This window comes from Nonlabens sp., assembly GCF_965657255.1.
Lineage (GTDB): Bacteria > Bacteroidota > Bacteroidia > Flavobacteriales > Flavobacteriaceae > Nonlabens.
Map to the genome: position 1 here is coordinate 207587 of NZ_CBFHNM010000003.1, position 25696 is coordinate 233282.

At 33.6% G+C, this 25696-nt stretch carries 21 protein-coding genes; 12 read left to right on the plus strand and 9 right to left on the minus strand.

Features of this window, described 5'->3' with window-relative positions:
* Positions 1-54: 54 nt before the first annotated feature.
* Positions 55-1110: an oxygen-dependent tRNA uridine(34) hydroxylase TrhO gene (gene trhO, locus ACTF54_RS05230; RefSeq protein ID WP_347196997.1), complete on the minus strand. Its 1056-nt coding sequence runs from the start codon at positions 1108-1110 to the stop codon at positions 55-57.
* 554 nt (positions 1111-1664) lie between these two features.
* Between trhO and ACTF54_RS05235 the strand changes: the two genes are divergently transcribed.
* The 5 genes from ACTF54_RS05235 to ACTF54_RS05255 all read left to right on the plus strand — a co-directional run bounded on the left by ACTF54_RS05235 (position 1665) and on the right by ACTF54_RS05255 (position 5713).
* Complete coding sequence (locus ACTF54_RS05235; RefSeq protein ID WP_347196998.1) at positions 1665-1838, plus strand: hypothetical protein; 174 nt, start codon at positions 1665-1667, stop codon at positions 1836-1838.
* A gap of 177 nt (positions 1839-2015) precedes the next feature.
* A complete protein-coding gene (gene recA / locus ACTF54_RS05240) occupies positions 2016-3029 on the plus strand; it encodes a recombinase RecA (protein WP_347196999.1) in 1014 nt (337 codons plus the stop codon).
* A gap of 121 nt (positions 3030-3150) precedes the next feature.
* The gene (locus tag ACTF54_RS05245) at positions 3151-3564 is read left to right on the plus strand and encodes a hypothetical protein (protein WP_347202251.1); all 414 of its coding nucleotides are present in this window, start codon (positions 3151-3153) and stop codon (positions 3562-3564) included.
* A gap of 14 nt (positions 3565-3578) precedes the next feature.
* Positions 3579-4127 carry an RNA polymerase sigma factor gene (locus ACTF54_RS05250; RefSeq protein WP_347197001.1) on the plus strand — a complete coding sequence of 183 codons (549 nt, stop codon included), beginning with the start codon at positions 3579-3581 and terminating at the stop codon, positions 4125-4127.
* A 2-nt stretch (positions 4128-4129) separates the two neighbouring features.
* The gene (locus ACTF54_RS05255; RefSeq protein ID WP_438968882.1) at positions 4130-5713 is read left to right on the plus strand and encodes a hypothetical protein; all 1584 of its coding nucleotides are present in this window, start codon (positions 4130-4132) and stop codon (positions 5711-5713) included.
* A gap of 140 nt (positions 5714-5853) precedes the next feature.
* On the opposite strand, the gene ACTF54_RS05260 is transcribed toward ACTF54_RS05255, so the two are convergent.
* On the minus strand, positions 5854-6591 hold the full coding sequence (locus ACTF54_RS05260) for a lysophospholipid acyltransferase family protein (RefSeq protein WP_438968883.1): 738 nt from the start codon (positions 6589-6591) through the stop codon (positions 5854-5856).
* Between the two features lie 154 nt (positions 6592-6745).
* Here ACTF54_RS05260 and trpS point away from each other — a divergent pair, with 154 nt between their 5' ends.
* On the plus strand, positions 6746-7714 hold the full coding sequence (trpS, locus tag ACTF54_RS05265; RefSeq protein ID WP_347196045.1) for a tryptophan--tRNA ligase: 969 nt from the start codon (positions 6746-6748) through the stop codon (positions 7712-7714).
* Between the two features lie 174 nt (positions 7715-7888).
* Here trpS and ACTF54_RS05270 read toward each other — a convergent pair whose 3' ends face one another.
* From ACTF54_RS05270 to ACTF54_RS05285, 4 genes are all read right to left on the minus strand, one after another.
* A complete protein-coding gene (locus tag ACTF54_RS05270) occupies positions 7889-8506 on the minus strand; it encodes a deoxynucleoside kinase (protein ID WP_347196046.1) in 618 nt (205 codons plus the stop codon).
* Positions 8507-8508: 2 nt separating this feature from the next.
* Positions 8509-9294, minus strand: coding sequence for a hypothetical protein (locus ACTF54_RS05275; protein WP_347196047.1), 786 nt, complete (start codon positions 9292-9294; stop codon positions 8509-8511).
* A 96-nt stretch (positions 9295-9390) separates the two neighbouring features.
* Positions 9391-10080, minus strand: coding sequence for a response regulator transcription factor (locus tag ACTF54_RS05280; protein WP_347196048.1), 690 nt, complete (start codon positions 10078-10080; stop codon positions 9391-9393).
* Positions 10073-11584, minus strand: a complete 1512-nt coding sequence (locus tag ACTF54_RS05285) for a sensor histidine kinase (RefSeq protein WP_438968884.1) — start codon at positions 11582-11584, stop codon at positions 10073-10075. Before ACTF54_RS05285 ends, ACTF54_RS05280 begins: the two co-directional genes overlap by 8 nt.
* 116 nt (positions 11585-11700) lie before the next feature.
* Here ACTF54_RS05285 and ACTF54_RS05290 point away from each other — a divergent pair, with 116 nt between their 5' ends.
* The 6 genes from ACTF54_RS05290 (at position 11701) to ACTF54_RS05315 (ending at position 20384) form a co-directional block, all read left to right on the plus strand.
* Positions 11701-12579 (plus strand): GLPGLI family protein, encoded by an 879-nt coding sequence (locus ACTF54_RS05290; RefSeq protein ID WP_347196050.1) that lies wholly within the window; start codon positions 11701-11703, stop codon positions 12577-12579.
* Between the two features lie 96 nt (positions 12580-12675).
* Positions 12676-13545: a GLPGLI family protein gene (locus tag ACTF54_RS05295; protein WP_347196051.1), complete on the plus strand. Its 870-nt coding sequence runs from the start codon at positions 12676-12678 to the stop codon at positions 13543-13545.
* A gap of 80 nt (positions 13546-13625) precedes the next feature.
* On the plus strand, positions 13626-16331 hold the full coding sequence (locus ACTF54_RS05300; protein ID WP_438968885.1) for a carboxypeptidase-like regulatory domain-containing protein: 2706 nt from the start codon (positions 13626-13628) through the stop codon (positions 16329-16331).
* A 558-nt stretch (positions 16332-16889) separates the two neighbouring features.
* The gene (locus tag ACTF54_RS05305; RefSeq protein WP_438968886.1) at positions 16890-18230 is read left to right on the plus strand and encodes an MATE family efflux transporter; all 1341 of its coding nucleotides are present in this window, start codon (positions 16890-16892) and stop codon (positions 18228-18230) included.
* A gap of 104 nt (positions 18231-18334) precedes the next feature.
* Complete coding sequence (gene hemW / locus ACTF54_RS05310; RefSeq protein ID WP_438968887.1) at positions 18335-19468, plus strand: radical SAM family heme chaperone HemW; 1134 nt, start codon at positions 18335-18337, stop codon at positions 19466-19468.
* Between the two features lie 100 nt (positions 19469-19568).
* Positions 19569-20384: a DUF6624 domain-containing protein gene (locus ACTF54_RS05315; protein WP_438968888.1), complete on the plus strand. Its 816-nt coding sequence runs from the start codon at positions 19569-19571 to the stop codon at positions 20382-20384.
* Positions 20385-20429: 45 nt separating this feature from the next.
* On the opposite strand, the gene ACTF54_RS05320 is transcribed toward ACTF54_RS05315, so the two are convergent.
* From ACTF54_RS05320 to ACTF54_RS05330, 3 genes are read right to left on the minus strand one after another with little or no spacing between them, the layout of a single operon-like run.
* Positions 20430-21896 carry an MBOAT family O-acyltransferase gene (locus ACTF54_RS05320; protein WP_347196056.1) on the minus strand — a complete coding sequence of 489 codons (1467 nt, stop codon included), beginning with the start codon at positions 21894-21896 and terminating at the stop codon, positions 20430-20432.
* Complete coding sequence (locus ACTF54_RS05325; protein ID WP_438968889.1) at positions 21893-23269, minus strand: LysM peptidoglycan-binding domain-containing protein; 1377 nt, start codon at positions 23267-23269, stop codon at positions 21893-21895. The genes ACTF54_RS05320 and ACTF54_RS05325 overlap by 4 nt, the downstream gene beginning before the upstream one ends.
* On the minus strand, positions 23266-24879 hold the full coding sequence (locus tag ACTF54_RS05330) for a hypothetical protein (RefSeq protein WP_438968890.1): 1614 nt from the start codon (positions 24877-24879) through the stop codon (positions 23266-23268). Before ACTF54_RS05330 ends, ACTF54_RS05325 begins: the two co-directional genes overlap by 4 nt.
* Positions 24880-25696: the final 817 nt, after the last annotated feature.

Below are 25696 nucleotides of genomic sequence, written 5' to 3' on the forward strand. Positions count from 1 at the left end.
GTTGCAAAGGTAAGAGGTGTTTGTTGTTCTCGCTTTCGCGAAAGCGGTATAATTTTATATCAACTCGTTAATTTTCTCGTGTTTCTTGAAAACCAGCTTTTCTGAACGTCCTTTTTTGAAAATATTATTACTGTTGTAGTGTCCAGCTCTTAATGCCTTTTGTTCTTCAAACGGTAGTTGAATAATATCTGTGCATTCCTGGCTACAGCAATTTTCCATTTTTTCTTTGCAAGAATCACATTGAATAAACAGAAGATGACAAGCGTCATTTGCACAATTTGTATGGGTATCACAAGGATTACCACATTGATGACAATTTGAAATAACCTCTTCTCCTATCTTTTCTGAAAGTCTATGATCAAATACAAAGTTCTTTCCTTTAAATTTATTTTCCAGACCTTGATCTGTCACCTGTCTATGGTATTCTATGATTCCACCTTCTAATTGATAGACGTTTTCAAACCCTTTGTGTTTGTAATAAGCGCTTGCCTTTTCACAGCGTATGCCACCTGTACAATACATGACTAGATTCTTGTCTTCTTTGTGATCTTTGAGTTTATCTTCAATATAATCCAGACTGTCTCTAAAGGTGTCTACATCTGGTGTCCAGGCATTTTTGAAATGACCTATTTCTGATTCATAGTGATTGCGCATATCTACTAGAACCGTGTTAGGATCTTCAATTAATTCATTAAATGCTGTAGCATTCACATGGATGCCTATATTAGTAACGTCAAAAGATGCGTCCTCCAGTCCGTCGGCCACTATTTTATTGCGCACTTTTACTTTCAGCTTTAGGAAGCTTTCGTTATCCTGTTCTCTAGCGATATTAAGTCGCACGTTTTCTAAGAAATCAATGCTGTCCAAAAATGTTTTGAACGTTTCAAAACGATCTGCAGGAATGGAAAGTTGTGCGTTTATTCCTTCATGAGCCACGTAAATACGCCCTAGAACCTCCATGGGATGCCAGTGTAGAAATAGATGGTCTCTAAATAATTGAGGATTACCAATGTTGTGGTACTGATAGAAAGAAATGGTAAGGCGTTCTTTTCCAGCCTCGCGTATAAGAATACGTCTCTCTTCAGCACTTAATTTGTTGTACAGTTGCATGCTATAAACAGTTTATGTGTTGAATATTTTAGCAAAGATAGATAGAATTATCAAATGGTCATCTCTTGCCTTAAATACACTTACGTAGAATGTTTAAAAAGCCATAGAGTCTAAGAGAAGGTTCTTTTAAATTAATAGTTTCAGGTATTTAGTGGAATTTAAGCCTAAAAATATCTAATAAAAATATCTGTTTTAAATAAAGTAATGATTTTTAAGAAATAACCTTAAATAGGTATAATTAATTCATATTATCACAGGTATAAAATAGTTAAGTTAATCGCAATTTATGTGTTTGAGTTCTTGAAATTAATTTTCTTTTTTAATTCAAAAATTTGATGGGTAATAAATTATGATTAAAAAGCTGTGGTCTCTTGAAACATTAGTACAATAGAGGTTGTTAGGTGATTCCATAACAATTTCATAACACTAAGGATGCAATGAATTTATTGTACAAATTTTTAGTTTTAGAAATGGGCTTGTATATTTAAGGTCTTAAGGTGATTATTATTTAACATAGGTTTAAAATAATACTTAAGTCAAAAGAAATTATAACTATGAAAAATAAAAAGTACATAATTTTATATCTATTTTTAGTCATAACTACAATTAGTTATGCCCAGCCTACTTTTGAAGAAGAAGTAGAAGATGTTGCATCCATACCTGGACTCTTTTTAGCCCTTGCAGCAGCGATTGGGATAGGTATTTTAAAATTTAGAAATAAGGAGTAATACTTATTTATAATTCAAAAAGGAATCTACTTAAATAGATTCTTTTTTTGTTTCAGATTGAAGGATAAGACCTCTTTTTCGCAAAAGCGAAACAAAAATTTATATAGTTAATAATCTACTTTATATAAGGTTGTTTCTACTTTAGTTAGATCGTATTTTTACCTAAAAATAAATACAATGGCAGAAGATAAAGAGAAAGACGCAAAATTAAAAGCTCTTAAACTTACCCTAGATAAGCTAGATAAGGCTTATGGTAAAGGCACCGTGATGAAAATGGGTGATAAACAAGTTGTTGAGGTAGAATCTATTTCAACTGGTTCACTTGCTTTAAACGCTGCGTTAGGTGTAGGTGGTTATCCAAGAGGTAGAGTAATTGAAATATATGGGCCAGAATCTTCTGGTAAAACTACATTAACTTTGCATGCAATTGCAGAGTGTCAAAAAGCTGGTGGTATCGCTGCTTTCATTGATGCAGAGCACGCGTTTGACCGTTTTTATGCTGAAAAACTAGGTGTTGATCTTGATAATTTAATCATTTCACAACCAGATAATGGAGAACAAGCACTAGAAATTGCAGATAACCTTATACGTTCAGGAGCAATAGATATTATCGTAATTGACTCTGTAGCAGCTCTTACTCCTAAAAGTGAGATAGAAGGTGAAATGGGAGATAGTAAAATGGGACTTCATGCCCGTTTAATGTCTCAAGCGTTAAGAAAACTTACTGGTTCTATTTCAAAGACTAATTGTACAGTTATTTTTATCAACCAGTTGCGTGAGAAAATAGGGGTTATGTTTGGTAATCCAGAGACTACCACTGGTGGTAACGCATTGAAATTCTATGCTTCGGTTAGATTAGACATAAGAAGGTCTACACAAATTAAAGATAGTAGTGGTTCTGTTTTAGGTAATAAGACTCGCGTAAAAGTGGTGAAAAATAAAGTAGCGCCACCTTTTAGAATGGCAGAGTTTGACATTATGTACGGAGAAGGCGTTTCAAAACTAGGAGAAATTATTGACCTAGGTGTTAATTATGAGATTATAAACAAAGCTGGTTCTTGGTTCTCTTATGAGGATACTAAATTAGGACAAGGTCGTGACTCTGTTAAAACCATACTGAAAGATAATCCAGACCTTGTGGAAGAATTAGAAACTAAAATTATGACAGCTATAAAATCTGTTAACGATTAAAATTTCTAATATTTAAAAATAAAGCCGCTACCGTCTAACGATAGCGGCTTTATTTTTTCTACATTTTCACGCAACCTTTTTAATAGAGTTGTATCTACCATATATAATTATGAAAATAGAAATGAAATTTAAAGTTTTAATGATCTTAGCCATTGCAATGGTTAGTCTTAATAGTTGTGATATTGAAGATGATACGAATTCAATAGTAAATTATCAATTACTACCAGTGCTTGAGGTAGAGATGCCTCGACAATTTGTATTTGGAGAAATACACACGATCCCTGTTATTTTTGAATATACAAATACGTGTGAAAGCTTTGCAGGCTTTGAAGTTAGTTCTGATTTAAATGAGCGTCTGGTGACTGTAGTAGCATCTGTAACTGATGATAATTGTGGAGAGGCTATCCAGAGAACACAACAGGATTTAAGATTTCTTGCAGCAAGCAATGGTACATATGTATTTAAGTTTTTTACAGGTTTAGATGCAAATAATGAACCTACTTATTTAGAGTACACCATACCGGTTGTAGAATGATTGAACTTTAAAATGTGGTCTATAAAGATATAATTACACTATGTCAGAAAAACGATCGTAAAGCACAAAGAGAATTGTATGAAACAATTTCACCTAAGCTTTATGGATCCTGTTTGAGATATGCTCCTAATGAAGCAGAAGCTCAAGACATACTGCAAGATACCTTTATCATCATATTTGATAAGATTGATCAATTTAAATTTAAAGGTTCTTTTGAAGGCTGGTGCAAAAGAATAACGGTAAATACGGCTTTACAACGTTATAGAGGCACAAAAGTTTATGGTCTAGTAAATGAAGATCAATTAGAAGATACGGAAGCTGTTGAAATAGAAGAGTCTGACGATGTGCCTCTTAAAGACTTATTGTCTATGGTACAAGGGCTGCCTGAAAGATACAGACTTGTATTTACTATGTATGTAATGGATGGATACAGTCATAATGATATTGCAGAGATGATGAAGATTACAGTTGGTACATCAAAATCTAATCTTGCACGTGCAAGAAAGCACTTGCAAATAATGGTAAAAACATGGCGAGAATCTAATAATTCTAATGCCAGCTGAATATGAGTGAAAAGAAAAATATAGATAGGCTTTTTCAAGAAAGATTTAAAGATTTTGAGGTGCAACCACCTTCAGCGTCATGGAATGCTATTGAAAAACAAATAGATAAAAAAAAGAAACCTAGAGTTATTCCTTTATGGTGGACTTTAGGAGGAGTAGCGGCTGCAATTGCGATTTTAACTACATCTTTATATCTAGGAGCTTATGGTGATGTAGATAATAGTGAAGGGACTTTTGTGAATTCTGAAAAAGAATTTGAGATGGACGCAAGTTCTACAAATACTTTTGAAGATAATGATCGAACTATAAACAATGAAACACAACTTTTTGATGAGGTGACTAACGATAATTCACAGTTAGTTACTGAAGATTCTAAAGTGGATAAAGAATCTTTGAATACTTCTACTCAAAAATCTAAGGTGGACAACAAAGCAAATGCTATATTGAGAAAAAGCACTTTGATAACCTCTGGAAATGAATCTTCAGATCCTAATCAGATTTTGAAAGAGAAGACTAGAAAATATTACTCAGATAATCCTGTCAAAAAGAAAGATGCAAATAATGCAGTGGTACAAAAGGATAATTCTATTCCATTACCAATTAAGGGAGATACACTTTTGTTTAATGGAGAGAATAAAACAATAACCCATTTGCAAAATGGTGTAGCTGTTCAAAATAATCCAGTTATAACAGATAATTTGAATGCAGCTAATAAAGGTATTAAAGATTCAATGATAGACAGTACTATTGCAGCAATAGATAGTATTAAGAAAAAATCACCAACACTTGAAGAAATAGCAGCACAAGAAAAACTAGTGGATAGCATCAAAGAAAACACATTTAAAGGAAGATGGGCAGCTACTACACAAGTAGGACCTGTATATTCAAATAGCTTAAGTGGTAGTGCTATAAATAGTGATGTTAGTGAAAACAGTCGCGATGCTGGGTTTAATTTAAGTTATGGAATAGGTCTAAGCTATGAGATCTCTCCTAGATTAAGTGTTAGGACAGGTATTCATCAGGTAAATATGAGTTACAGCACTCAAGATATCAACTATCAGGTTGATATAAATCTATTTGCTCGCAGTCAGGCCATACCTCAAACCTACAATGTAGATGCAGTAAGAAATGCAGGACAAGTGAATAGTAACAGCCCTATATCTAATAATGGAATAGCAACTGGATTTGCAGCTCAAGAATTTACTAGTAATGAATTTAAAGGTATTGAAGGAGAGTTATCGCAGCAATTGGGTTATATAGAAGTCCCTTTAGAATTGAAATACAACTTGATTAACTCTAAGTTCAAAATAAATATTTTGGGAGGAATGAGTGCTCTTTTTTTAACCGATAACGTTGTTGCGATACAAAATTCTAATGAACGATTAGATTTAGGCGAAGATCGCAATTTTAATGAATTTAATCAAAGTGCCAATTTTGGACTGGGCTTTGGATATGATTTTACAAATCAATTAGGAGCGTTTATAGAGCCTTCATTTAAATACCAATTAAATACCTTGAGGAATAACACTGCTAACTTTAGACCTTATACTATAGGGATTCAAAGCGGTATAATGTACAGATTTTAAACTACTGATTATTCATCATAAGTCAGTTAAGATTTTTCGTGAAAAAGGAAAAGAAGAATATTGAGGTTGGTTATTTTAAACTCAATTATTTGCAATGATGATGAAGAGCCGTTCCAGTGCCATGGAGCGGTTTTTCTATTTTAGTATTTTTCTAAAGAATTGAGAATGGTATTTTTTACGCTTTCGCGAAAGCGAGCCTTATCTCTACTTAATTCCATACCTACAGTATCTATAGCTTTATGAGTCTGTGCTCTCATTTTACCTGGACTACCTCTAAAAAATTCAAATGGAAATCTTTTTCTATTGTCAAGTAAAGTAATTGGTAATAAAGGAATTTGATGTTCGATAGCAAGTCTAAAAGCACCATCTTTAAAAGGAAGCATAACAATATCATCCTCTTCAGGAATACCACCTTCTGGGAAAATACAAATTCCCACACCATCTTGCATGCGCTTTCTTGCCCGATCAAAAACCTCTTTGCGACTTCTAGGATTATTTCTATCGACCAGAATACAAGTTCTTTTGTAGAAAAAGCCGAAAACTGGGATTTTTGCTAGTTCTTTTTTTCCTACAAATACAAATGGATTCTTTGAGATCAGTAACATCATCATAATGTCAGTCATACTAGTATGATTAGCAACTAACATATAGCTTTGGCCTTTTTCCATTGGCTCAACTCTTTTGATAATAGGCCAAAATCCCATTCCGTACAGAATAATCGCCGCCCAAAAACGAGCTACCATGAAAAACAAATGATAGGTTTTTTCTGAAATAGTAAGTATAATAAGGATAGGAAAAAGTAAAATAATAGGTATACCCATAAGGATATAAAACCATACACGATATATGGGCAATAATATGTAGCGCATCCATTTCATTAGTTCAAAAATAGTAGAATTTATGACTTAAGCTCTATGTATTTTAGGGTATTAGGTAATATTATATATTTATGGGGATTCAAATAGAGCTTTAAGAAGATTCCTTTGTTATGAATAGCTATTACTAATTATCTTTGACCCTCAATTAAAAACAATGGCAAGAATACTTACTGGCGTTCAATCAACTGGAACACCGCACTTAGGAAACCTTCTAGGTGCTATTTTACCGGCAATAGAGATGTCTTCTGATGATAAGAACGATTCTTTTCTCTTCATTGCAGACATGCATTCTTTAACACAGATTAAAAATGGAGAATTATTAAGAGAGAATACTTACTCTACAGCAGCCGCATGGTTAGCTTGTGGATTAGATATTAATAAAACTGTTTTCTATAGACAAAGCGATATCCCGCAAGTAACAGAATTGAACTGGTATCTAGCCTGTTTTTACCCTTTTCAAAGATTAACTCTTGCACATAGTTTTAAAGATAAAGCAGACAGATTGCAAGATGTAAACGCAGGTCTTTTTACTTATCCTATGCTTATGGCAGCAGATATTCTTCTTTACGATGCGCAGGTCGTTCCAGTAGGAAAAGATCAATTGCAACATGTAGAAATAACTCGTGATGTAGCTGGTAGATTTAACAATCAGATGGGAGAAACCTTTATCGAACCTCAAGCAAAAATTCAAAAAGACGGAATGCTTATTCCAGGAACTGATGGAGATAAAATGAGTAAGTCAAAGGGAAATATAATCGATATTTTTCAGTCAGATAAAAAATTGCGCAAACAATGTATGTCTATTGAAACAGACAGTACTCCATTAGAAGAGCCTAAGAATACAGAAACATGTAATGTTTTTGCATTGTATAAATTAATTGCATCAGATCAAAAGGTACAAGAAATGCGTAATAATTATGCAGCTGGTAACTATGGCTATGGTCATGCAAAACAAGCTTTATTTGAAGCACTTTGCGAGCGATTTAAAGAGGCTAGAGAGCGTTACGACTATTTAATGGATAATAGGCATGAGTTAGACATGGCCTTAGAAGAAGGAGCTTTTAAAGCGCGTCATATAGCAAATGATGTTTTAAAGCGTGTACGTTCTAAAGTAGGATATTAAATCCAATTATAATCTTTATAAGAAAGCCTGTTCTAAATTTTAGAACAGGCTTTAATATTTAATGTAAAGAATCTAAACCAAATTGATCCTTATTTTCATTTTTTAAATCAAAGACAATTTAGATATTTTAAAATATTAAAAAAGAGAGTTGTAATGAAGTAAACTCGTTAACTCTTAAGCAAAAAGACCAGTCAATTCTGCATCGATTTTATTGATAATTTCTCCTAGATCCTCTGGATTATTTACAAAATCAATATCATCTACATCTATAATTAGAAGATTTCCTTTATCGTATCCATGAATCCAGCCTTCATAGCGCTCATTTAAACGGCTTAGGTAGTCGATAGAAATGCTATTTTCATAATCACGACCACGCTTGTGAATTTGCTTTACCAGATTAGGGATAGAACTGCGTAAATAGATCAGTAAATCTGGAGCAGCGACTACCTTTTCCATAAGATCAAATAGCGAACTATAATTATCAAAATCACGTTGTGATAAAAGTCCCATAGCATGAAGGTTAGGTGCAAAAATGTTTGCATCTTCATAAATAGTTCGATCTTGAATGATCTTTTTACCGCTTTCTCTTATCTCCATTACCTGACGGAAACGGCTGTTTAAGAAATATACTTGTAGATTGAACGACCAGCGTTCCATATCGGTATAAAAATCTTCTAAATAAGGATTCTCTAGAACATCCTCAAATTGTGGCGTCCATCTGTAATGTTTAGCAAGTAATGTAGTAAGAGTGGTTTTACCAGCACCTATATTTCCAGCAACGGCTATATGCATGTTTAATTCTTAATGGGGTTGATTGTATAAATGTCAATACGATTCCTGTGCCAAATATAAAGTTTTCCGCTCTTTAGATAAAGGGAATTGATGTCCTTTTCTGTGACTGTAATAGTTGTTATCTCGCTTTCGCGAAAGCGGTACTCCTTATCCATCTTTAAAACCTTAATTTTATTTTCATCAAGAATAACTAACCTTTCAAAGTCATAATCGAGTATGGAACCAGTGGTAAAAGGGATAGTTCCTGTTTTACTACCGTAGGAATTATACGTTTCAATATGATTTTTACTCACTACGTGACAAAAATTATAATCACTTAAAAGTTGAGAAACTTGATCCTTAAGTACTGCTGTGCTGATTAACGTTTTATCGTTAATATAGTCATACAGTTCTAGTCGGTTTTGATCTAGATCATGCAACCATAAACGTCTTTCTCCAGCAAGTCGTGCATGTTCAAAAAAACGGGAAGGTATAATTTCACTTAGAGAAATACGTTGTTTCTCATTAAGTCTATTATCAAGTAGCACCACAGTTTGCGTGTCTTTATAAAATAATAGAATACGTAACGGATTAATTAAATCGACTTCTGTCAGATCACCTAATTGTACATCATAAAACTGCTGTATCCCTTTTTCACTTTTTTTGATGAAAGCGTCACTTTTACCGTAATATATAGCGCCAAAATCATCAATACCATAGAAGTAATCTGCAACAAGGGTAAATCCTTCTTCAGTTTTCTGAGCAACAGTTATAGAACATGTAAAGAGTAAAAGAAAAATCCATTTCATAAAAAGCAAATTACAACTATGAAACGGATTTTATGTTATGATCTTGTAAACATACTTTTTCATTACTGAGAACTGCTACTCAATACCTAGAGCAATTTACGGCGCCATTAACTTGTAACCATAACCTCTTACGTTTACAATTTCTAGCTGTTGATCTTGAGCGATTTTTTTTCTCAATTTAGTGATAAAAACATCCATACTTCTTCCTGAGAAAAAATCATCATTTCCCCATAGTTTTTTAAGAATAAAAGTTCGGTCTAGCACTTTGTTTTTCTTAAGAACCAGATGATAAAGCAAGTGAGCTTCTCTATGAGTCAGTTTTGTAACCTCTTTTTTATAAATTAATTGCTGTTTAGGGAAATTAAAAGAATATTCTCCTAGCTCATAAATAGCTGCAGTTTTTTGTACGGTCTGACGACTCAGTAAATTTTCAATACGTACGATCAATTCTTCCATAGAGAAAGGTTTTTTGAGGTAGTCATTACCACCTACATGAAAACCTTCTAGAACATCTTCTGTTTGTGATTTTGCCGTCAAGAAAATAATAGGAATTTCTTCGCTTTCTATACGTATCTTTTTTGCTAGTTCAAATCCATCTAGCTGTGGCATCATGACATCTAATACCAGAATATCTGGCTGCTTTTCATGGAATGCATCTAATGCAAGAGCTCCATTAATTTTATGACGCACTTTAAACCCTCTAGTTTCAAGACTTTCTTTTACAATCATTCCTAATGCTGGTTCATCTTCGGCTAGGATAATATCTATAGTAGTATTTTTATTCATAAGGCAAAGTGATATTAAAAGTAGTTTGTGGTTGTGCAGTCGCAGTAATCATTCCATTATGTTTTTCGATAATGGATTTAGTATAAAACAATCCTATCCCAAATCCTTTTACATCATGGCGATTTCCTTTGGCCACTCTGTAAAATTTATCAAAGATTAGTTTTGCATCTTTATTGGTTAACCCATTGCCGCTATCTGTAATAGTTAATTCAACATTTTCTGGATGGTTTTCAAGCAAAATATCTATTTGATCACCACCGTATTTTATCGCATTATCAATGAGATTGTTGATAGCATTTTCCAGATGAAAAGCATCTACCATTACACTTATTTCTTCACTTTTAGCTTTAAAAGAAATGGTTTTAGAGGTTTGGTTTTGGTGTTTACTCACTACCATCTCAATCATTTCATTTAAATCTGTGGACGACTTTTGAAGCATAAGTTCTTTACTGTCTAGTGTGGCAGTTTCAAGTATGCGTTCTACCATACCATTTAATTTTACCAGTTGATCGCGTCCCATGCTTAAGTAGCGATCGGTTTTATCAAGGTCGCCACTATTCGTAAAGCTTTGAACTCCTTCTAGCGCAGCACTTGCAGTTGCGATAGGCGTTTTAAATTCATGAGTAATGTTAGAAATGAGATCATTTTTCATCTCGCCCAGCGCTTTTTGTTTTTTAATAATTTGTAATAGGTAAAAAAGACAAAGTACTACTGCCGCTATGAGTAAAGCGCTTAAAATAATACCAGTTAGGTTTAACTTGTAAATATTAGGTGATAATCCAGTAAAGCTAAGAATAAGAGCATCATTATTGGGTAGTAATTGAGACTTTGCTCTTAATTCATTAGAATTTAAGGATGTAAGTAGAAAATCTTTATTATCTGTGTCAGCGATGTAGAGTTTGTAATCCACATCGATCCCTTGATCCTTTAAGTTATTGGATAACAAACTATCTACTAGAGATAGGTTCATATTACCTTCTTTGATACTTAAAACCATTTTTGCGGTAAGTATGGACATGGTTTCTTTAAGATTTTGCTGGTCAGAAAAAAACCGTTCTATTTCTAGAGCGTCTATATTAGGTCGTTCTATATTATAATTAGGAAAACTCCATAAACCTTTCATCGGTTCTAGAGCGTTCAGCGAGTCCATATTTATATTTCCTTGAGTAATTAGAATCTCACTCATGTTGGTACTTATAAGATTATCTAGATTAAAGCCTTTGCGACCAGAAGCTCTTCGGCTACTATCCATTTGTTTGAAAATCTCTTTAAATTCGGGCTTATCATTGGTAGTTTTTTTAACAACGATTCCTACCTTATTGTCTTTTAAGAGTCTTTCATAATAAGCATCTACACTCTGATCAAGACCGTTTTGTAAATCTGCTACTAGTTCTCGTTTTGACTCTTGAAAATTATTATAATTCCAGTAAATCTGTATCGCAAGAGTAGCAGCGATTACAACACTTATTAGGACTAGAATAAAGTGATACTTTCTATCATTCATAATTCAAAGGTGCATTATTCCTCCTTTAGTTGGAACTCGGTTAACAAATATTAACGCAGCTTAACCATATAACTATAAAAATAGTTGATATTTGAGTGTTCTTAAAAATGATCAACATGAAAAATTTTAAATTTTCTATGCTGCTTTTTACTGTTCTCGCTTTCGCGAAAGCGGATTACCTAAAAGCCCAACAAGACTTTAAAGCTAGAGCAACCTACGTTGCACTTACTAAGATCCAAATTCCAGAAGACAGTACCAGCAATAAAAAAGCAGAAAGTAATCCTATGATTAAGCAGCTTATGGAGCAACTTAAGAAAGGAAGCACGCAGGAATATACGCTAGAATTTACAAGAACAGAATCTTCTTACGATAAAGTTAAAGAACTTAAAAAACCTGGTGGACCTAGCGGAATGTCGATATCCTTTTCGGCGACTGGTGGCGTAGGAAGTACTATATATAAAGACTTAACGACAAACATCTATGTGAAACAAGGTAATATTATGGGTAAAGACTTTGTGATTAAAGACAAGTTACCTGCCTATGAATGGCAATTGCTTAGCGAGTCTAAAATGATAGGTAAATACAACTGTTTTAAAGCTATTTATCTACCAGTTAAAAAGGAGCAAGAAACAGATAAGGAAGAAGAGTCTGAAGATGAAGTAGATGAAGAACCTGGCACAAGTCTTCTTTCTATGGTAAAAGAAAGAGACCGTACCATTACTGCGTGGTATACACCAGATATACCTGTAAGTAATGGACCAGGTGAATTTCATGGATTGCCAGGACTTATAGTAGAAATCCAACTGGATGAAACCACCATTTTATTAAAGGATATAGAGATGAATCCTAAAGAAGGTATAGAACTTAAAATACCTAAAGCTGGAAAAAAGATCAACCAAGCCGATTTTGACGCGCTTCAAAAAAAGAAAATGGATGAGGCTATGGAAAAAAGAGGTAATAAAAACGGTGTCTTTATTCAAACTATAGGTTTCTAGATCAATTTGTTAAAAATATCTTAAGATGAAACTATTATAATTTAAGATCGTCTTAGAGTTGTCTTCCTTATTTAATGTGGTAAAAAAAAATTAAAAATGAAAAAATCAATTGTATATGCTTTAGTATTCCTTTTTACAGGAATAATTAATGCGCAAGAATTTTATGGTGAGGCTACTTACATGTCTAAAACTACTATGGATATAAGTAGTTGGACTGAAGGTCGTGAGATATCGCCTCAGCAAAAAAAGCGTTTTGAAGAGCGTATGAAAAAAATGGGTGAGAAAACTTTTATTCTTAAGTTTAATCGCAATGAATCCACTTATAAAGAAGATGTAGAACTTGCTGCACCTAGTCAAGGTGGTCGTGGTTGGGGAAATTTTATGGGCACTGCAATGGGTGGAGAAAAGTATAAAAACCTTAAAAACGGTGAGTGGATAGAACAACGTGATATGATGGGAAAAACATTTCTCATAAAAGACAGTATTCCTGCTTTAGAATGGAAAATCACTGGTGAGACCAGAATGATAGGTCAATATCAAGCCATTAAAGCTACCGCTAGTAAAAAGAATAATGAATTAGATTGGTCCTCTTTTAGAAGGCGTAGAGGAAATAGCGCAGAAGAAAAGAAGAAAGATAGCCTTGCTATTGCAGAAGGTAAAGTAGATGAGGTTTTTGAACAAGATCCACAGGTAGAGATTACTGCGTGGTTCACACCACAAATACCGGTACAACATGGCCCTGCAGAATATGCTGGTCTTCCAGGATTGATTCTAGAAGTCAGTGCAGGAAATACCACTTTACTTTGTAGTAAAATAGTTGTGAATCCAGAAGACAAGGAAGAAATTAAACCTGCTACTAAAGGAAAGGAAACTACAGAAGAAGAGTACAACGCACTTTTTAAAGTTAAAATGGAAGAAATGTCACAACGATTTAGAGGTCGTGGTCGTGGCGGTCGTGGAGAGTAATTGATATATCACGCCTAAAATATTTACAATGCGAGAGTAAACTAACCAGTATTCTCGCATTTTTTAATCAAAAAACTAAAATGAAAAAAAACTTACTCTTAATAGTACTAGCGTGTTTCACTTTCTCAATAGCAAGTGCACAATCGGTAAAAATTACAGGTGTTGTCGTAGATAGTACAGGAACACCGCTTCAAATGGCAAATGTTATTGCCTATCAAAAGGATAAGAATCTGGGATCTTTTGGAATTACTAACGATGCCGGAAAGTACCAACTACTCAATCTTAAAAAAGATAGCACCTATGTTTTAAAGGTTTCTTTTTTGGGCTTAAAAACTATAGAAGATACTATCAAAAATATACAAGAAGACAGGACTCTCAATTATATTATGTATGAAGATAATAACATGCTAGATGCTGTTAATATCGTTTATGATATGCCTGTCTCTATCAAAGGAGATACCATTACTTATAATGCTGATAGTTTTACAAATGGAACAGAACGTAAATTAGGCGATGTTCTTAAAAAACTTCCAGGTATGGAAGTAAACGACGACGGAGATATTCAGGTAGAAGGAAAAACAGTAGAGCGAGTTTTTGTAGATGGCAAAGAGTTTTTTGAAGGAGATTCCAGACTTGCCACAAAAAATATCCCTGCAGATGCTGTTGGTAAAGTTGAGGTATTAAAAAACTTTAATAATCAAAGCCAATTAAAAGGATTAGGAAATGATGATGATCGTATTGCGATTAACATTAGATTAAAAGAAGGAAAAAAGAATTTCTGGTTTGGAGAAGTTACAGGTGCCATAGGTCAAGGCGATGATGCCGTGCGTTATCAGGCAAAACCTAAAGCTTTCTATTATAGTCCAGACGTTTCAATAAACATACTTACAGATTTCAATAATTTAGGATTGCAATCTTTTACTTTCAGAGAGTACTTACGTTTTACTGGTTTCAATAGAGGTAATACTAGAGCATCTGGATCAACTATAAATGTAGGAGTAGGCGCTGGAGGAATTTTAAACCTTCAAGCAAATCGTGCTAAAGAAATAGAAAGTAAATTTGGAGCTTTTAATGGTTCGTGGCAGGTAAATAAAGCCTTGAGTCTAGATGGGTTTGCCATTTTTTCCAGTGTAGATACAGATCAAGAAACCCTTACTAGTAGAGAATTTATAGGTACTGGAGTCTTAGAAAATACAGAAGACCTCTCTTTTCAACGCAACCAGATAGGTATTTTCAAATTAGGAGCAGATTATAAACCTAATGAAAACTTCACTTTTGAATATGATGGACAAATAAATCTAAGTGATGTAACTCAATTCAACGACTTTACTTCTTCTCGTAGTGGTTTTGTTGAAGATATAGATCAAAATGAATCTCAAAAACCTATTACATTAGATCAATCGATCAATATGTATTATACCTTAAGTGATAAGGATATTTTTGCTTTTGAAGGTAGGTATATAGACGCTGAAGAAGATCCTTTCTATAATGCTATTAGAGACAGACAAGGTATTGCAGATCCAGAGCCATTTAATGGTAACTTAGGACTCGACCCAGCAGATCCATATAATATTAATCAGCAAAAATTTGTTGAAAGTCAAAAGTTAGACGCTAAAGTGGATTACTGGCGAGTGCTTAACAAAAAAAGTAATATCAATTTTACCGTAGGAACATCTATCGTAAATCAAGATTACAACACAAACATTTTTCAAATACGTAATGACGGTTCTCAAAATGACCTCACAGATCCAGCTCTAGGAAATGATGTGAATTATAAATTTAGAGACCTTTTTGGAGCCGTGCATTATAAATTTATTACTGGTAAATTTACGATTACACCAGGAGTTACCGCTCATAGTTTTCATATAGAAGATACTCAATTAGGCAATACTAATGAATTAGATTTTCAAGAAATACTTCCAGATTTTAATGTACGTTTTACCTTAAGATCTAGTGAGAACATTAATTTTGATTACCGTAGAACGGTTAGTTTTACAGATGTAGAAAACTATGCGTTAGGAACCGTTTTTAATAATTATAACTCTTTATTTAGCGGTAATAATCAATTGATCGGAGCTACAACCGATAATTATAGTTTGAATTATTTCAACTTTAACATGTTCAATTATACTAATATTCGCGCACAACTATCTTACTCTAGAACTACTGACCAGGTGCAAAGCGACATAGATATACAGGATATTAACCAAGAAAGTGACTTAATAAATTCTCCATTTGCAAATGAAAGGGCTAATGGTTCAGGAAGCTTTTCTAGAGAATTTGGTAAAATTAGAGCAAGTGTAAATGCTGGTTTAAGCTGGAGCACCTTTAATAATATTATTAATGGCGATGCACAGGAATCTGAAAACGTTCTTCACAATTATGGAATAAGTGCTAGAAGTAACTATCAAGAAGGAGTGAATTTTGAAGTAGGTTATGATGTAGCATTTAACAATTCTGATAATGGTGGCAGGACTAATAACTCAACAAGACAGACTATAACTCTTAACGCAGACTGGCAAATTAATAAAGCATGGTTTTTTGATGTAGATTATGATTTGAATCTTTTCTCTACCTCAAATGATGTAGAAAACAATTACGACTTTCTAGAGGCTGCATTGTTTTACAATAAGCCAGATTCTAAATGGGAATATAAAGTTGCTGCGACTAACTTGTTAAATACAGAAGCATTGAACAACAACTCGTTTGGTCAGATTGCAACGAGTACTCAGTTTTATACGGTACAACCTCGCTATGTGTATTTGCAGGTTAGATATGATTTGTAACCAGTAATTAACTAAGAAATTAAAAAAGCAGTTCTTAAATTTAAGAGCTGCTTTTTTAGTTCATAATTAGTTGTAATTCTGCTTTCGCGAAAGCGGAACATTTTCATTCTAGCTTTATCACTTTAATTTCAAAGATTGTTAGATGTCAATAGTTATCGAGAATACTTACTGGATTTTAGAAAAATAGGGGATCAATTTCTTCGCTTGATACTTGGCTTTTTAGAGCCAAGTTTTCTAGAAATACAAATCGATAAATTTATATAGTTTCTCAGAGTACAAGCATTTCCCTTTATTTCAAAGGGAAAACAGATTGGCGACGAGATCAGCAAAGCTGATGGAGCAATCAAAAGGGTTCTGCGGTGCTAATAGTTACCGAGAATATTTATTGGAATCTAGATAAATTTGGAAACAATTTTTTCGCTTGATTTAATCTTTATAGAGTCAAATTTTCTAGATTGACAAACTGAGAACTTAATAGTATTGTTTGCAAAGAATACTATAAATTTTAATAGGTTCTCTTAGTAATACCGTTAATTTTGCCATCCGTTGAAAACACAAATGGCTTTAAGAGATTACACTAGAGAATTTAAGAAAAACACACAGATTGCACTGCCTATTATTTTAGGACAACTAGCACATTTACTAGTTGCCCTAGCAGATAATATCATGGTGGGACAATTAGGAAAAGAACAACTGGCAGCAGTCTCTTTAGGTAACACCCTTATTTTTATTGCCATGTCAGTAGGAATAGGATTTTCATTTGCCATCACACCGCTTGTTGCTGAGGCTGATGCCCAAAAAGACACTAATAAAGTCACTTCTATCTTTCATAATGGATTATTCTTATGCGCGATTAGTGGTGTTTTGTTAGCAATCGTTTTATTCATTGCAGAGCCTATTCTCTATTATTTAGACCAACCAGAAGAGGTAGTTGTGCTGGCCATTCCATATATGAGATGGGTTTCTATTTCTTTAATTCCATTGATGTTATTTCAGGCCGTAAAGCAATTTTCTGATGGTTTGTCAAAGACCGTTTATCCTATGATGGCATCTATTTTGGCAAACGTGATAAACATAGGTGTCAACTATATTTTTATTTATGGTAAGTTAGGCATGCCTCGATTAGAAGTAGAAGGTGCTGCAATCGGGACACTAGTGGCTAGAGTATTAATGTTTGTTCTACTCTGGGTTGTTTTGTCCAGAAAAGCACTGCTAAAACAGCATTTTGTAAACTTTAAAAGCTATTCTAGCAAGACTGTCAGTAAATTAATGAGCATAGGTTTTCCTACTTCTTTACAAATGTTTTTTGAGGTTTCTTTATTCACTGCTGCTATATTTTTATCTGGTGTGATCAGTACAGAAAGTCAGGCCGCAAATCAAATTGCTTTGAACCTGTCGGCGCTTACTTTTATGTTTGGCGTTGGTTTAGGTGTTACCGCAACCATACGTTTAGGAAATCAATTAGGACTTAAAGATATACCTGCATTAAAACGCATCGCAAGATCTATATTTTTAATGTCCTTGATAGTAGGTGTTTTCTTTGCTCTTTTATTTATTTCTCTCAATAATTTTTTACCGACTATTTATATAGAAGATCCTGGTGTTCTAGAACTGGCCGCTGGTTTATTAATAATTGCTGGAATTTTTCAAATAAGCGATGCAACACAAGTAACCTTATTAGGAGCACTGCGTGGACTTCAAGATGTATGGATACCTAGTTTGATATGTTTTACAGCATATTGGATTGTAGGACTGCCTATTTCCTATTATCTAGGGATTGAAAGTGATTATGGTGTAAATGGAGTCTGGATCGGACTACTTTTTGGACTTACTACATCTAGTATTTTGATGTATGCGCGCTATCGTTATTTACTGGTTAAACTTTTTGAAAAGCATTAAAATTTTGGTTATCACATTCTATTAATAACGGTTTTTCACAACAATCTGTGGTTTTTGTCACACGCCTTGATTCTACTAGTGTTTTAACGATTACTTTTGTGCATATGAGCGGCATTTACATCCATATCCCATTTTGTAAACAGGCATGTCATTATTGTGACTTCCATTTTAGCACTAATTTGAAATATAAGGCTGGGATTATTGAAGCAATTTGTGACGAATTACGCTTTCGCGAAAGCGAGTACATCAACACCACCGTGCAAACTATTTACTTCGGTGGTGGAACACCTAGCGTGTTACAAGTGGATGAGATTGAAAAGATCATTCAAACTGTTTATGATCATTATATCGTAAGCATACATCCAGAAATTACTCTAGAAGCAAATCCAGACGATCTTACTATTGAAAAAATAATTTCTTTCTCAAAAACAAGAATCAACAGACTTTCTATAGGTGTGCAAAGTTTTTTTGAAGAAGATCTTAAATTAATGAATCGAGCCCATAATGCCGTAGAGGCCACTACTTGTATTGAAGAAGCTGTCAAATATTTTCCTAATATTTCTATTGATTTAATTTACGGTATTCCTGGGATGAGTAACGATCGATGGAGAGAAAACCTATACCAAGCAATCAATTTAAAAGTGCCACATATTTCCAGTTATGCACTTACTGTAGAAGAAAATACCGCGCTTAAATCCTTTATTGAAAAAGGGATAGTACCTCAGGTAGAAGATCAGGTAGCGCAAGAACATTTTAATATTCTTTTAGATGTGATGGAAATGCACGGTTTTGAGAATTATGAGTTTTCGAATTTTGGAAAAAAAGGTTTTTTCTCTCAGAACAATACTGCTTATTGGACAGGAAAAAGCTATCTAGGTATAGGCCCTAGTGCTCATAGTTTTGACGGTAAACGTCGCGGTTGGAATATCAATAACAATGTAAAGTATATGAAAGCTATTCAGGCAGGAGAATTGCCTATGGAAATAGAAGAACTGACCGCAGTAGATAGATATAATGAATACATCATGACGGGCTTACGGACTATTTATGGGGTTTCTTTACAAAAAGTGGAAACAGATTACGGCTTTCATTTTAAAGAATACCTTTTAAAACAAGCTGAAGATTATATCAAAGATCATCTTCTTTATCTGGATGGAGATGTATTATTAGTAACTAGAAAAGGGAAATTTTTAAGCGATGGCATTGCAAGTGAATTGTTTATGATCAATCTAGCATGATATTTGAAATTTTCTAAACAATAATTTATTAGAGTATCAGGCAGGTTCTAAGACAGTTTATAAACTTTATATTAGTACTGATCTTATAATCTTTATAGCTATGAATAAATACATACTACTGCTAATTTGTTCTATTTTGCTCATTTCTTGTAAAGAAGAAGAAAAGCTGACTCGTATTAATTACGAAGAAATGACCGATTTGATTATGGCCAATAATTTCACTATGCCAGAAGATGTGAAATATTACGACCTAAATAATCAACTACTTTCTGAAGAAGAAAAAGAAGCGCTTTCTAACGATCTACCTTATGCAAACTGGTTCATTAATGATAAAAATGTATTGCGTAAAGTAGTATTTCAAGATCCAGAAGTAGCTCGTGTAGCATTAAAAAAAGAACCTGTTTTTAAGGACATCAACACCATAGATTGTTCTAACTTAAATCGTGTTCTAGAACGTATTTATGATCGTGATCAGGATAATCGTGGTGATAATTTAATAGATCAAGAATTAGATTTGAGTAATATGGCGGCAATAGAGCAAATTCTAGATAAATGCGGTATGCCTTCTATTGAAACAGCAGGAGAGAAAGGAATGAGTGCTATCTGGTTGGTTATACAACACGCGGGTACAGAAAAACGAACTAAGTATTTCCCTATGCTATTAGAAGCATCAAAAAAAGGTGATATAGAACGTCAAGAAATTGCTTTAATGCAAGACCGTATGTTAATGGAGTCTGGAGAACCGCAATTATACGGATCACAACTTTTTATGAACGCAGATGGATCTTATGAATTGCATGAAATTAAAGAACCTTCTAAAGTAGATGCCAGAAGAGCCATCATGGGATTAGGACCACTTTCTGAATATGTACAGCACTGGGGTTTAAGTTTTGATGTGGAGCAAGTAGAGAACTAAATAAAAAAGGCATTTTTCAATCTATTTTAATTGAATCTATCTTTTTTAAAATTGAAAATAAATAAAAGGTTGCACCTCACTGCTTGCAGTCGCGCTAATGATCCAAATCACCGCTGCAAATAAGATCGTTTTACCAATCAGCGGAATTTTATGAAAGAATTCTAATTGTTCATCTTGCCAGCGTTGTGGTACAAGATGCCACAAAAACCCAATGAATAGCAGTATGGCTATATTTTGATATCCTAGAATTACACTCCACCAGTTTTGTGGATCCCATTCCATCGTACCTATGTTTGTTATAATATTTAAAGCGTTTGTAAAATCTGAAGCTCTAAAGAAAATCCAGCAAAAGGCTACAAAATGAAAAGTAACAAGTCCTGCAGCAAGTTTTAAGGTAAAATTTTTACTAGTTAATTTAGGGATTTGGAAAGCCTTTTCAATCGCAAGAACAGTTCCATGCATCGCACCCCAAAAAACAAATTTCCAGGAAGCCCCATGCCATAATCCACCTAGCAACATGGTCATGAAAAGATTGAAATAAGTGCGTATTTTACCTTTGCGATTTCCTCCTAAGGAAATATACAGGTAATCCCGCAACCATCCAGAAAGAGAAATATGCCATCTGCGCCAGAATTCTGTGACACTGCTACTTTGATAAGGTGTTCTAAAGTTAGGTGGTAATTCAAAACCTAATAATAAGGCTAGACCGATCGCAATATCAGAATATCCTGAAAAGTCACAATAAATTTGCAACGTATAACCATAAACTGCTAGTAAGTTCTCAAAAGCCGAATAATTATCGGGAAAATTAAATACTCGATCGACAAAATTGACACTTATATAATCTGAGATCACCGCTTTCTTGATCAAACCACCGATAATAAGAAACATGGCATAACTCAATGCTTTTTTTGTCAGTTCTAGTTTTTCATAGATCTGTGGTATAAAATCTTTTGCACGTACTATAGGCCCTGCGACTAGTTGTGGAAAAAATGAAACAAAAAACATAAAATCCCATACGTTTCTGGCTGGTTCTAATTCTCTTCTATAAATGTCTATGGTATACGACATGGTTTGAAATGTATAGAAGGAAATACCAATGGGTAGAAATATGGTTTCAAAACTTAAATCACCAGAGAATATCGCATTAAAATTTTCTGCTAGAAAGCCCGTGTACTTGAAATAAGCAAGTAACCCTAGGTTAATCACACAAGAGAGAATCAGCAGCCATTTACGTTGTCTCTGGTCGCTATTTTTATAGATTAATTCAGAAATATAATAATCTACAAATGAAGAAAAGACAAGCAAAAGGAAGTAGATACCACTACATTTATAATAGAAAAATAATGAAAATGCGATGACGTAAAAGATGCGCATTTTGCGTACATCTTTCATTAGAATATAAATGAGGTAAAATCCTAAGAACAAATAAAGAAATGCCTCACTATTAAAAAGTAAGGGCGTTTTAGGATCATAATTGATCCACTCTATTATTTGAGCCCATTCCATCATTTGCTATATGTCGAATAAGCGTTTATGATAGATTCTACGAGTAATTCTGCTTGTAGTTGATATCCTTTTTCTAAAAAATGAATTTTATCTTTAGAAGTTAGTTTTGCGTCATACCAATCTGGCATAGCGGTGCTAGTTTTTGAAACCGAATGCAGATCATAAAAAGCCCAAGAATTTAAATTTGCAAAAACACCTATTTCATAAGCATATGCAGTAGCTGTAGAATTAATGGTTGTACCTTTTTTCATAGATGGTGGTGGACTGGTTATCAAAACACTGCCAGTCATGCCACGGTTGATCATTTCTCGATTAAAAATATCCATATCTATTTTTAATTGTTCCTCTGTGTAAGTGTCATAAAAACTTTCATTGGTTCCTAAAGAAATCAGTATTAAATCAGGATTTAATGCTGCCATTTGATCAAAAAACCTCGGGAATTTATTGTAATCGCTAAATTTGGTACCGTTTACACCTATTGCGTGATAATGAATTCCTTTATTACCATTTGCTAAAAGTAAGCCATCAAGAACATACTTGTTATTGTTTTGAGCGGCTCTCAAATACAATTGACTTGTACCATTGGGTATTTGAAATTTAACACCATCATTAGTGTATAAATCGGTAAAGTCCACATTAGAATTCACCTTAGTTTTAGAATTATTACTAGGTATTTTAAGAGATTGCCCAGCTCTTAGATTAACGTTTTTCATCCCATTAATGCGCTGGATGTTTTTAACAGTTGTATTGAATTTAACTGCGATTTTTCCTAAATAATCGCCAGATTTGACTTTGTAAGTTTGTGTAGAAGCTACTTTTCTGAAAATATTCGCCTTATTTGCAACGCTTATTTTGAATCGCTCTGGATGTGGAGAAATAATTTTAATTTCGGTAACATTTTCTATAGATTCTTTAAAGTTGATCTCTATAAGGAATTCTTTATCAGTAGTTTCTAGGTTGATCCCGCTTAAACCTATGTTATCTGTTCCATTACTTTTTACATTGCGTACTGATTTCCATTCGCTACTTGCCTTAAATCTTACATCTACCGCTCCATTTGTTCCTGCTACTCGATAGGGAAAGACAAAACCACGACCAGCGTTGCCCCATTTATTTTGTAAACCTTGCCTAATATATTGTGGGAAATAAGGCCCTTGCACGTGAGAATCTCCTATTTGAATTACTGTTACTTGATCTCTTTTATTATGTTCTAATTGTTCTACTTTTTTGAAAAAACCATTCAATACTAGTGGATTTTTAATCTCCTGAAAGCTACGATCAATGAGTAATGGGTTAATTTGTAATTCATCTAATTCTTGAGAAAAAAGAGGTGTCACCATGAACCCTATTAGAACTAAAATAACATATTTGATCATGGCAATAATGGTGTTTTTAAACTATCGTTAGCTATATTTAAGCTGTCTGTAATTTGTTTTTGATCTTTAGTTTTCAATTGTTGTTCTTTTAGTGATCTCGCTTTCGCGAAAGCGGAATACTCATTCATCAACTCGCTATAAAGCATACGTCCTATTTTACGAGAGCCTTTTGGGCTGAAATGAGTAAAATCAGTATTAGCAAGTTTTTGATCTGTCCAAATAGGCATGGTATTAACGCCACCCATAAGGTGAAAAAGGCTTAAAAATGCAGACTCAGTTCTCGCTGCATATTGTTGTTGAGAACGCAATAACTTTACAACACTAGTGTCGGTTTTAATCGTGGCCTCTATTTTTGTACCTTTATCTGCCGTTCCTAGAATCAAGAAATCTGCTTCAGGAAAAGCTAGTTGTAAATGTTGTACGACCTTAGTCATTCTACTTCTGTACCAATTGTAATTTTTAGACTTTCTAGTCAGCACATTTGCTCCATATTGTAAAATAATCAAATCATAACTTAGCGTTTCATCAAACTGTTTCATTTGAGAAATGTTGAGCATACTTAAGGGTAATCCAGAATTGCCACGTTTAGAAAAACCATCTACAGCCATTCCCACTGCATCAGAAAAGTCAATACCGTATACAGCAGTATTGGGTGCTTTTGAAAAGTCTAGTTCTATTTTTTTGAGGTTTTTATTAGAAAGCGCTATATGGTTAACATTGCTTTGTCCATCTAAAAAAAATTCTTTTTGAACGGTATCTTTTTCTTCGATTACTTGAAGAATATCAGATTTATTTCCCTTTCTGTAGTATAATACAGGCGAGTTAAGTCTTGTAGAATTCTTAATGCCACTGGCAAGGTATCTTACACGTGCTGTAGAATCTGCTGGAAAGAAAACAGCACCATTAACACCGTAAGGAATACTGTCTGTTTTACCTTGCATATAATTGTTTTCTTCCCAATTCCCTTTACTGTAATGTTTTACAGAATATCTGGAACGGGCACTTTCTGATTCTATAGAGACAAAACCTACTCCACGACCGCCAAAACGGCTTTGCAGCGCACTTCGGAAGTCTTGTACAATTAAATCGCCATCAATCATAGAATCACCATAATATGCAATGCGTACTTTTCCTTTTTTAGATTGTTCTAGATGGTAAAGTTTCTCAAAAAATCGCTGTAAATGTTCTAGGCCTTTATAAGAGTTGTAGTTTAATGGAGAAGGAACTGCGGTATAACCTATGGAGTCTGAGGGATACTCTTTGTTATAATTAAAATCAGAGATTTTAATCATTTTAGAATTAGACCCTATTGTCTTTTTTATATGTGGTAGGATGTCTTCAATTGAGTTTTCCCTTAAAAGGCTATCTTTTTCTTTAACAATAGCTTGTGCTTCAGGTTCCGAGAGCGGCAAATATTCTTCTTCTTCTTCTTCTTTTTCAAAACTATCCATAGCATTGATCATTAGACTATCAACAACTATTTGTTCATTTGTGGTGTTCTCTGTGAAAATTTTTGCAGGTAAAAAAGGCTGAGTAAAATAGAATAGCAATCCGCCTATTGCGATTATAAAAACTGCAGATACAAATGATTGGTATTCCTTAAATTCCATAATTGATTGTCATCGCCTTCAACAAGACCTTCTAATGACTGCAAGTTAATAGAATACTTAAAACTATAGTAAGAAAAGCTATTACATTCTTTGTGTCTAGCAATAAATATTTTCTGTGATTCATTTATACCGCAATTTTGATGTTTATGGTAAGCTTGTGCAGCTTATTTAGTTATTTGTAGGTCGTTTTCATCATGGATTTGGTCTTTAAATTATAAGCCTAAGGTGGCATAAGGTGTGAAGGTTGTAATAATGGATTTGCTTTAGTTTGCTGTAAATAATTTTTAAAATTGAATTTGTTTTAATGCGCTATAATTACAGCATCCTTTTTTCTTAAGCAGCTTGAAAAGCACATTTAATACTAATTTCCATTAATCCCTATAAACTGAGCAGCCTACTGATTATAAACAATCACCAAATCATAACTGTTTAGTTTTTATGTTGATTTGAAAACTGTTTCTGTTAGCACTTTCTTTTAAAACCAATAGTTTTTCATCACATATACTTACCATTATAGGTGACTGCAAGTAATAAGCATGAAAGTCTTATGTTAGAATAGAACTCTCTAAATTATCAAAGAGGCACTATTTTTCTGTGGTTTTACATAAGTGTAATCATCACTTCTTTAAAATGTTTTTTGTATCAAAAGCTTATTAAAATTTATGTAGCACTGTTTCGCTTTCGCGAAAGCGGGAAATATTAAATTTTCTATTTTTTTTTAATTTACACCTTCATTATCGTTTTATTCAACTACTACAAAAACATTATAAAACTATACATTACCTCAACATTTATCCAAGTAACTACAATTGCTTTA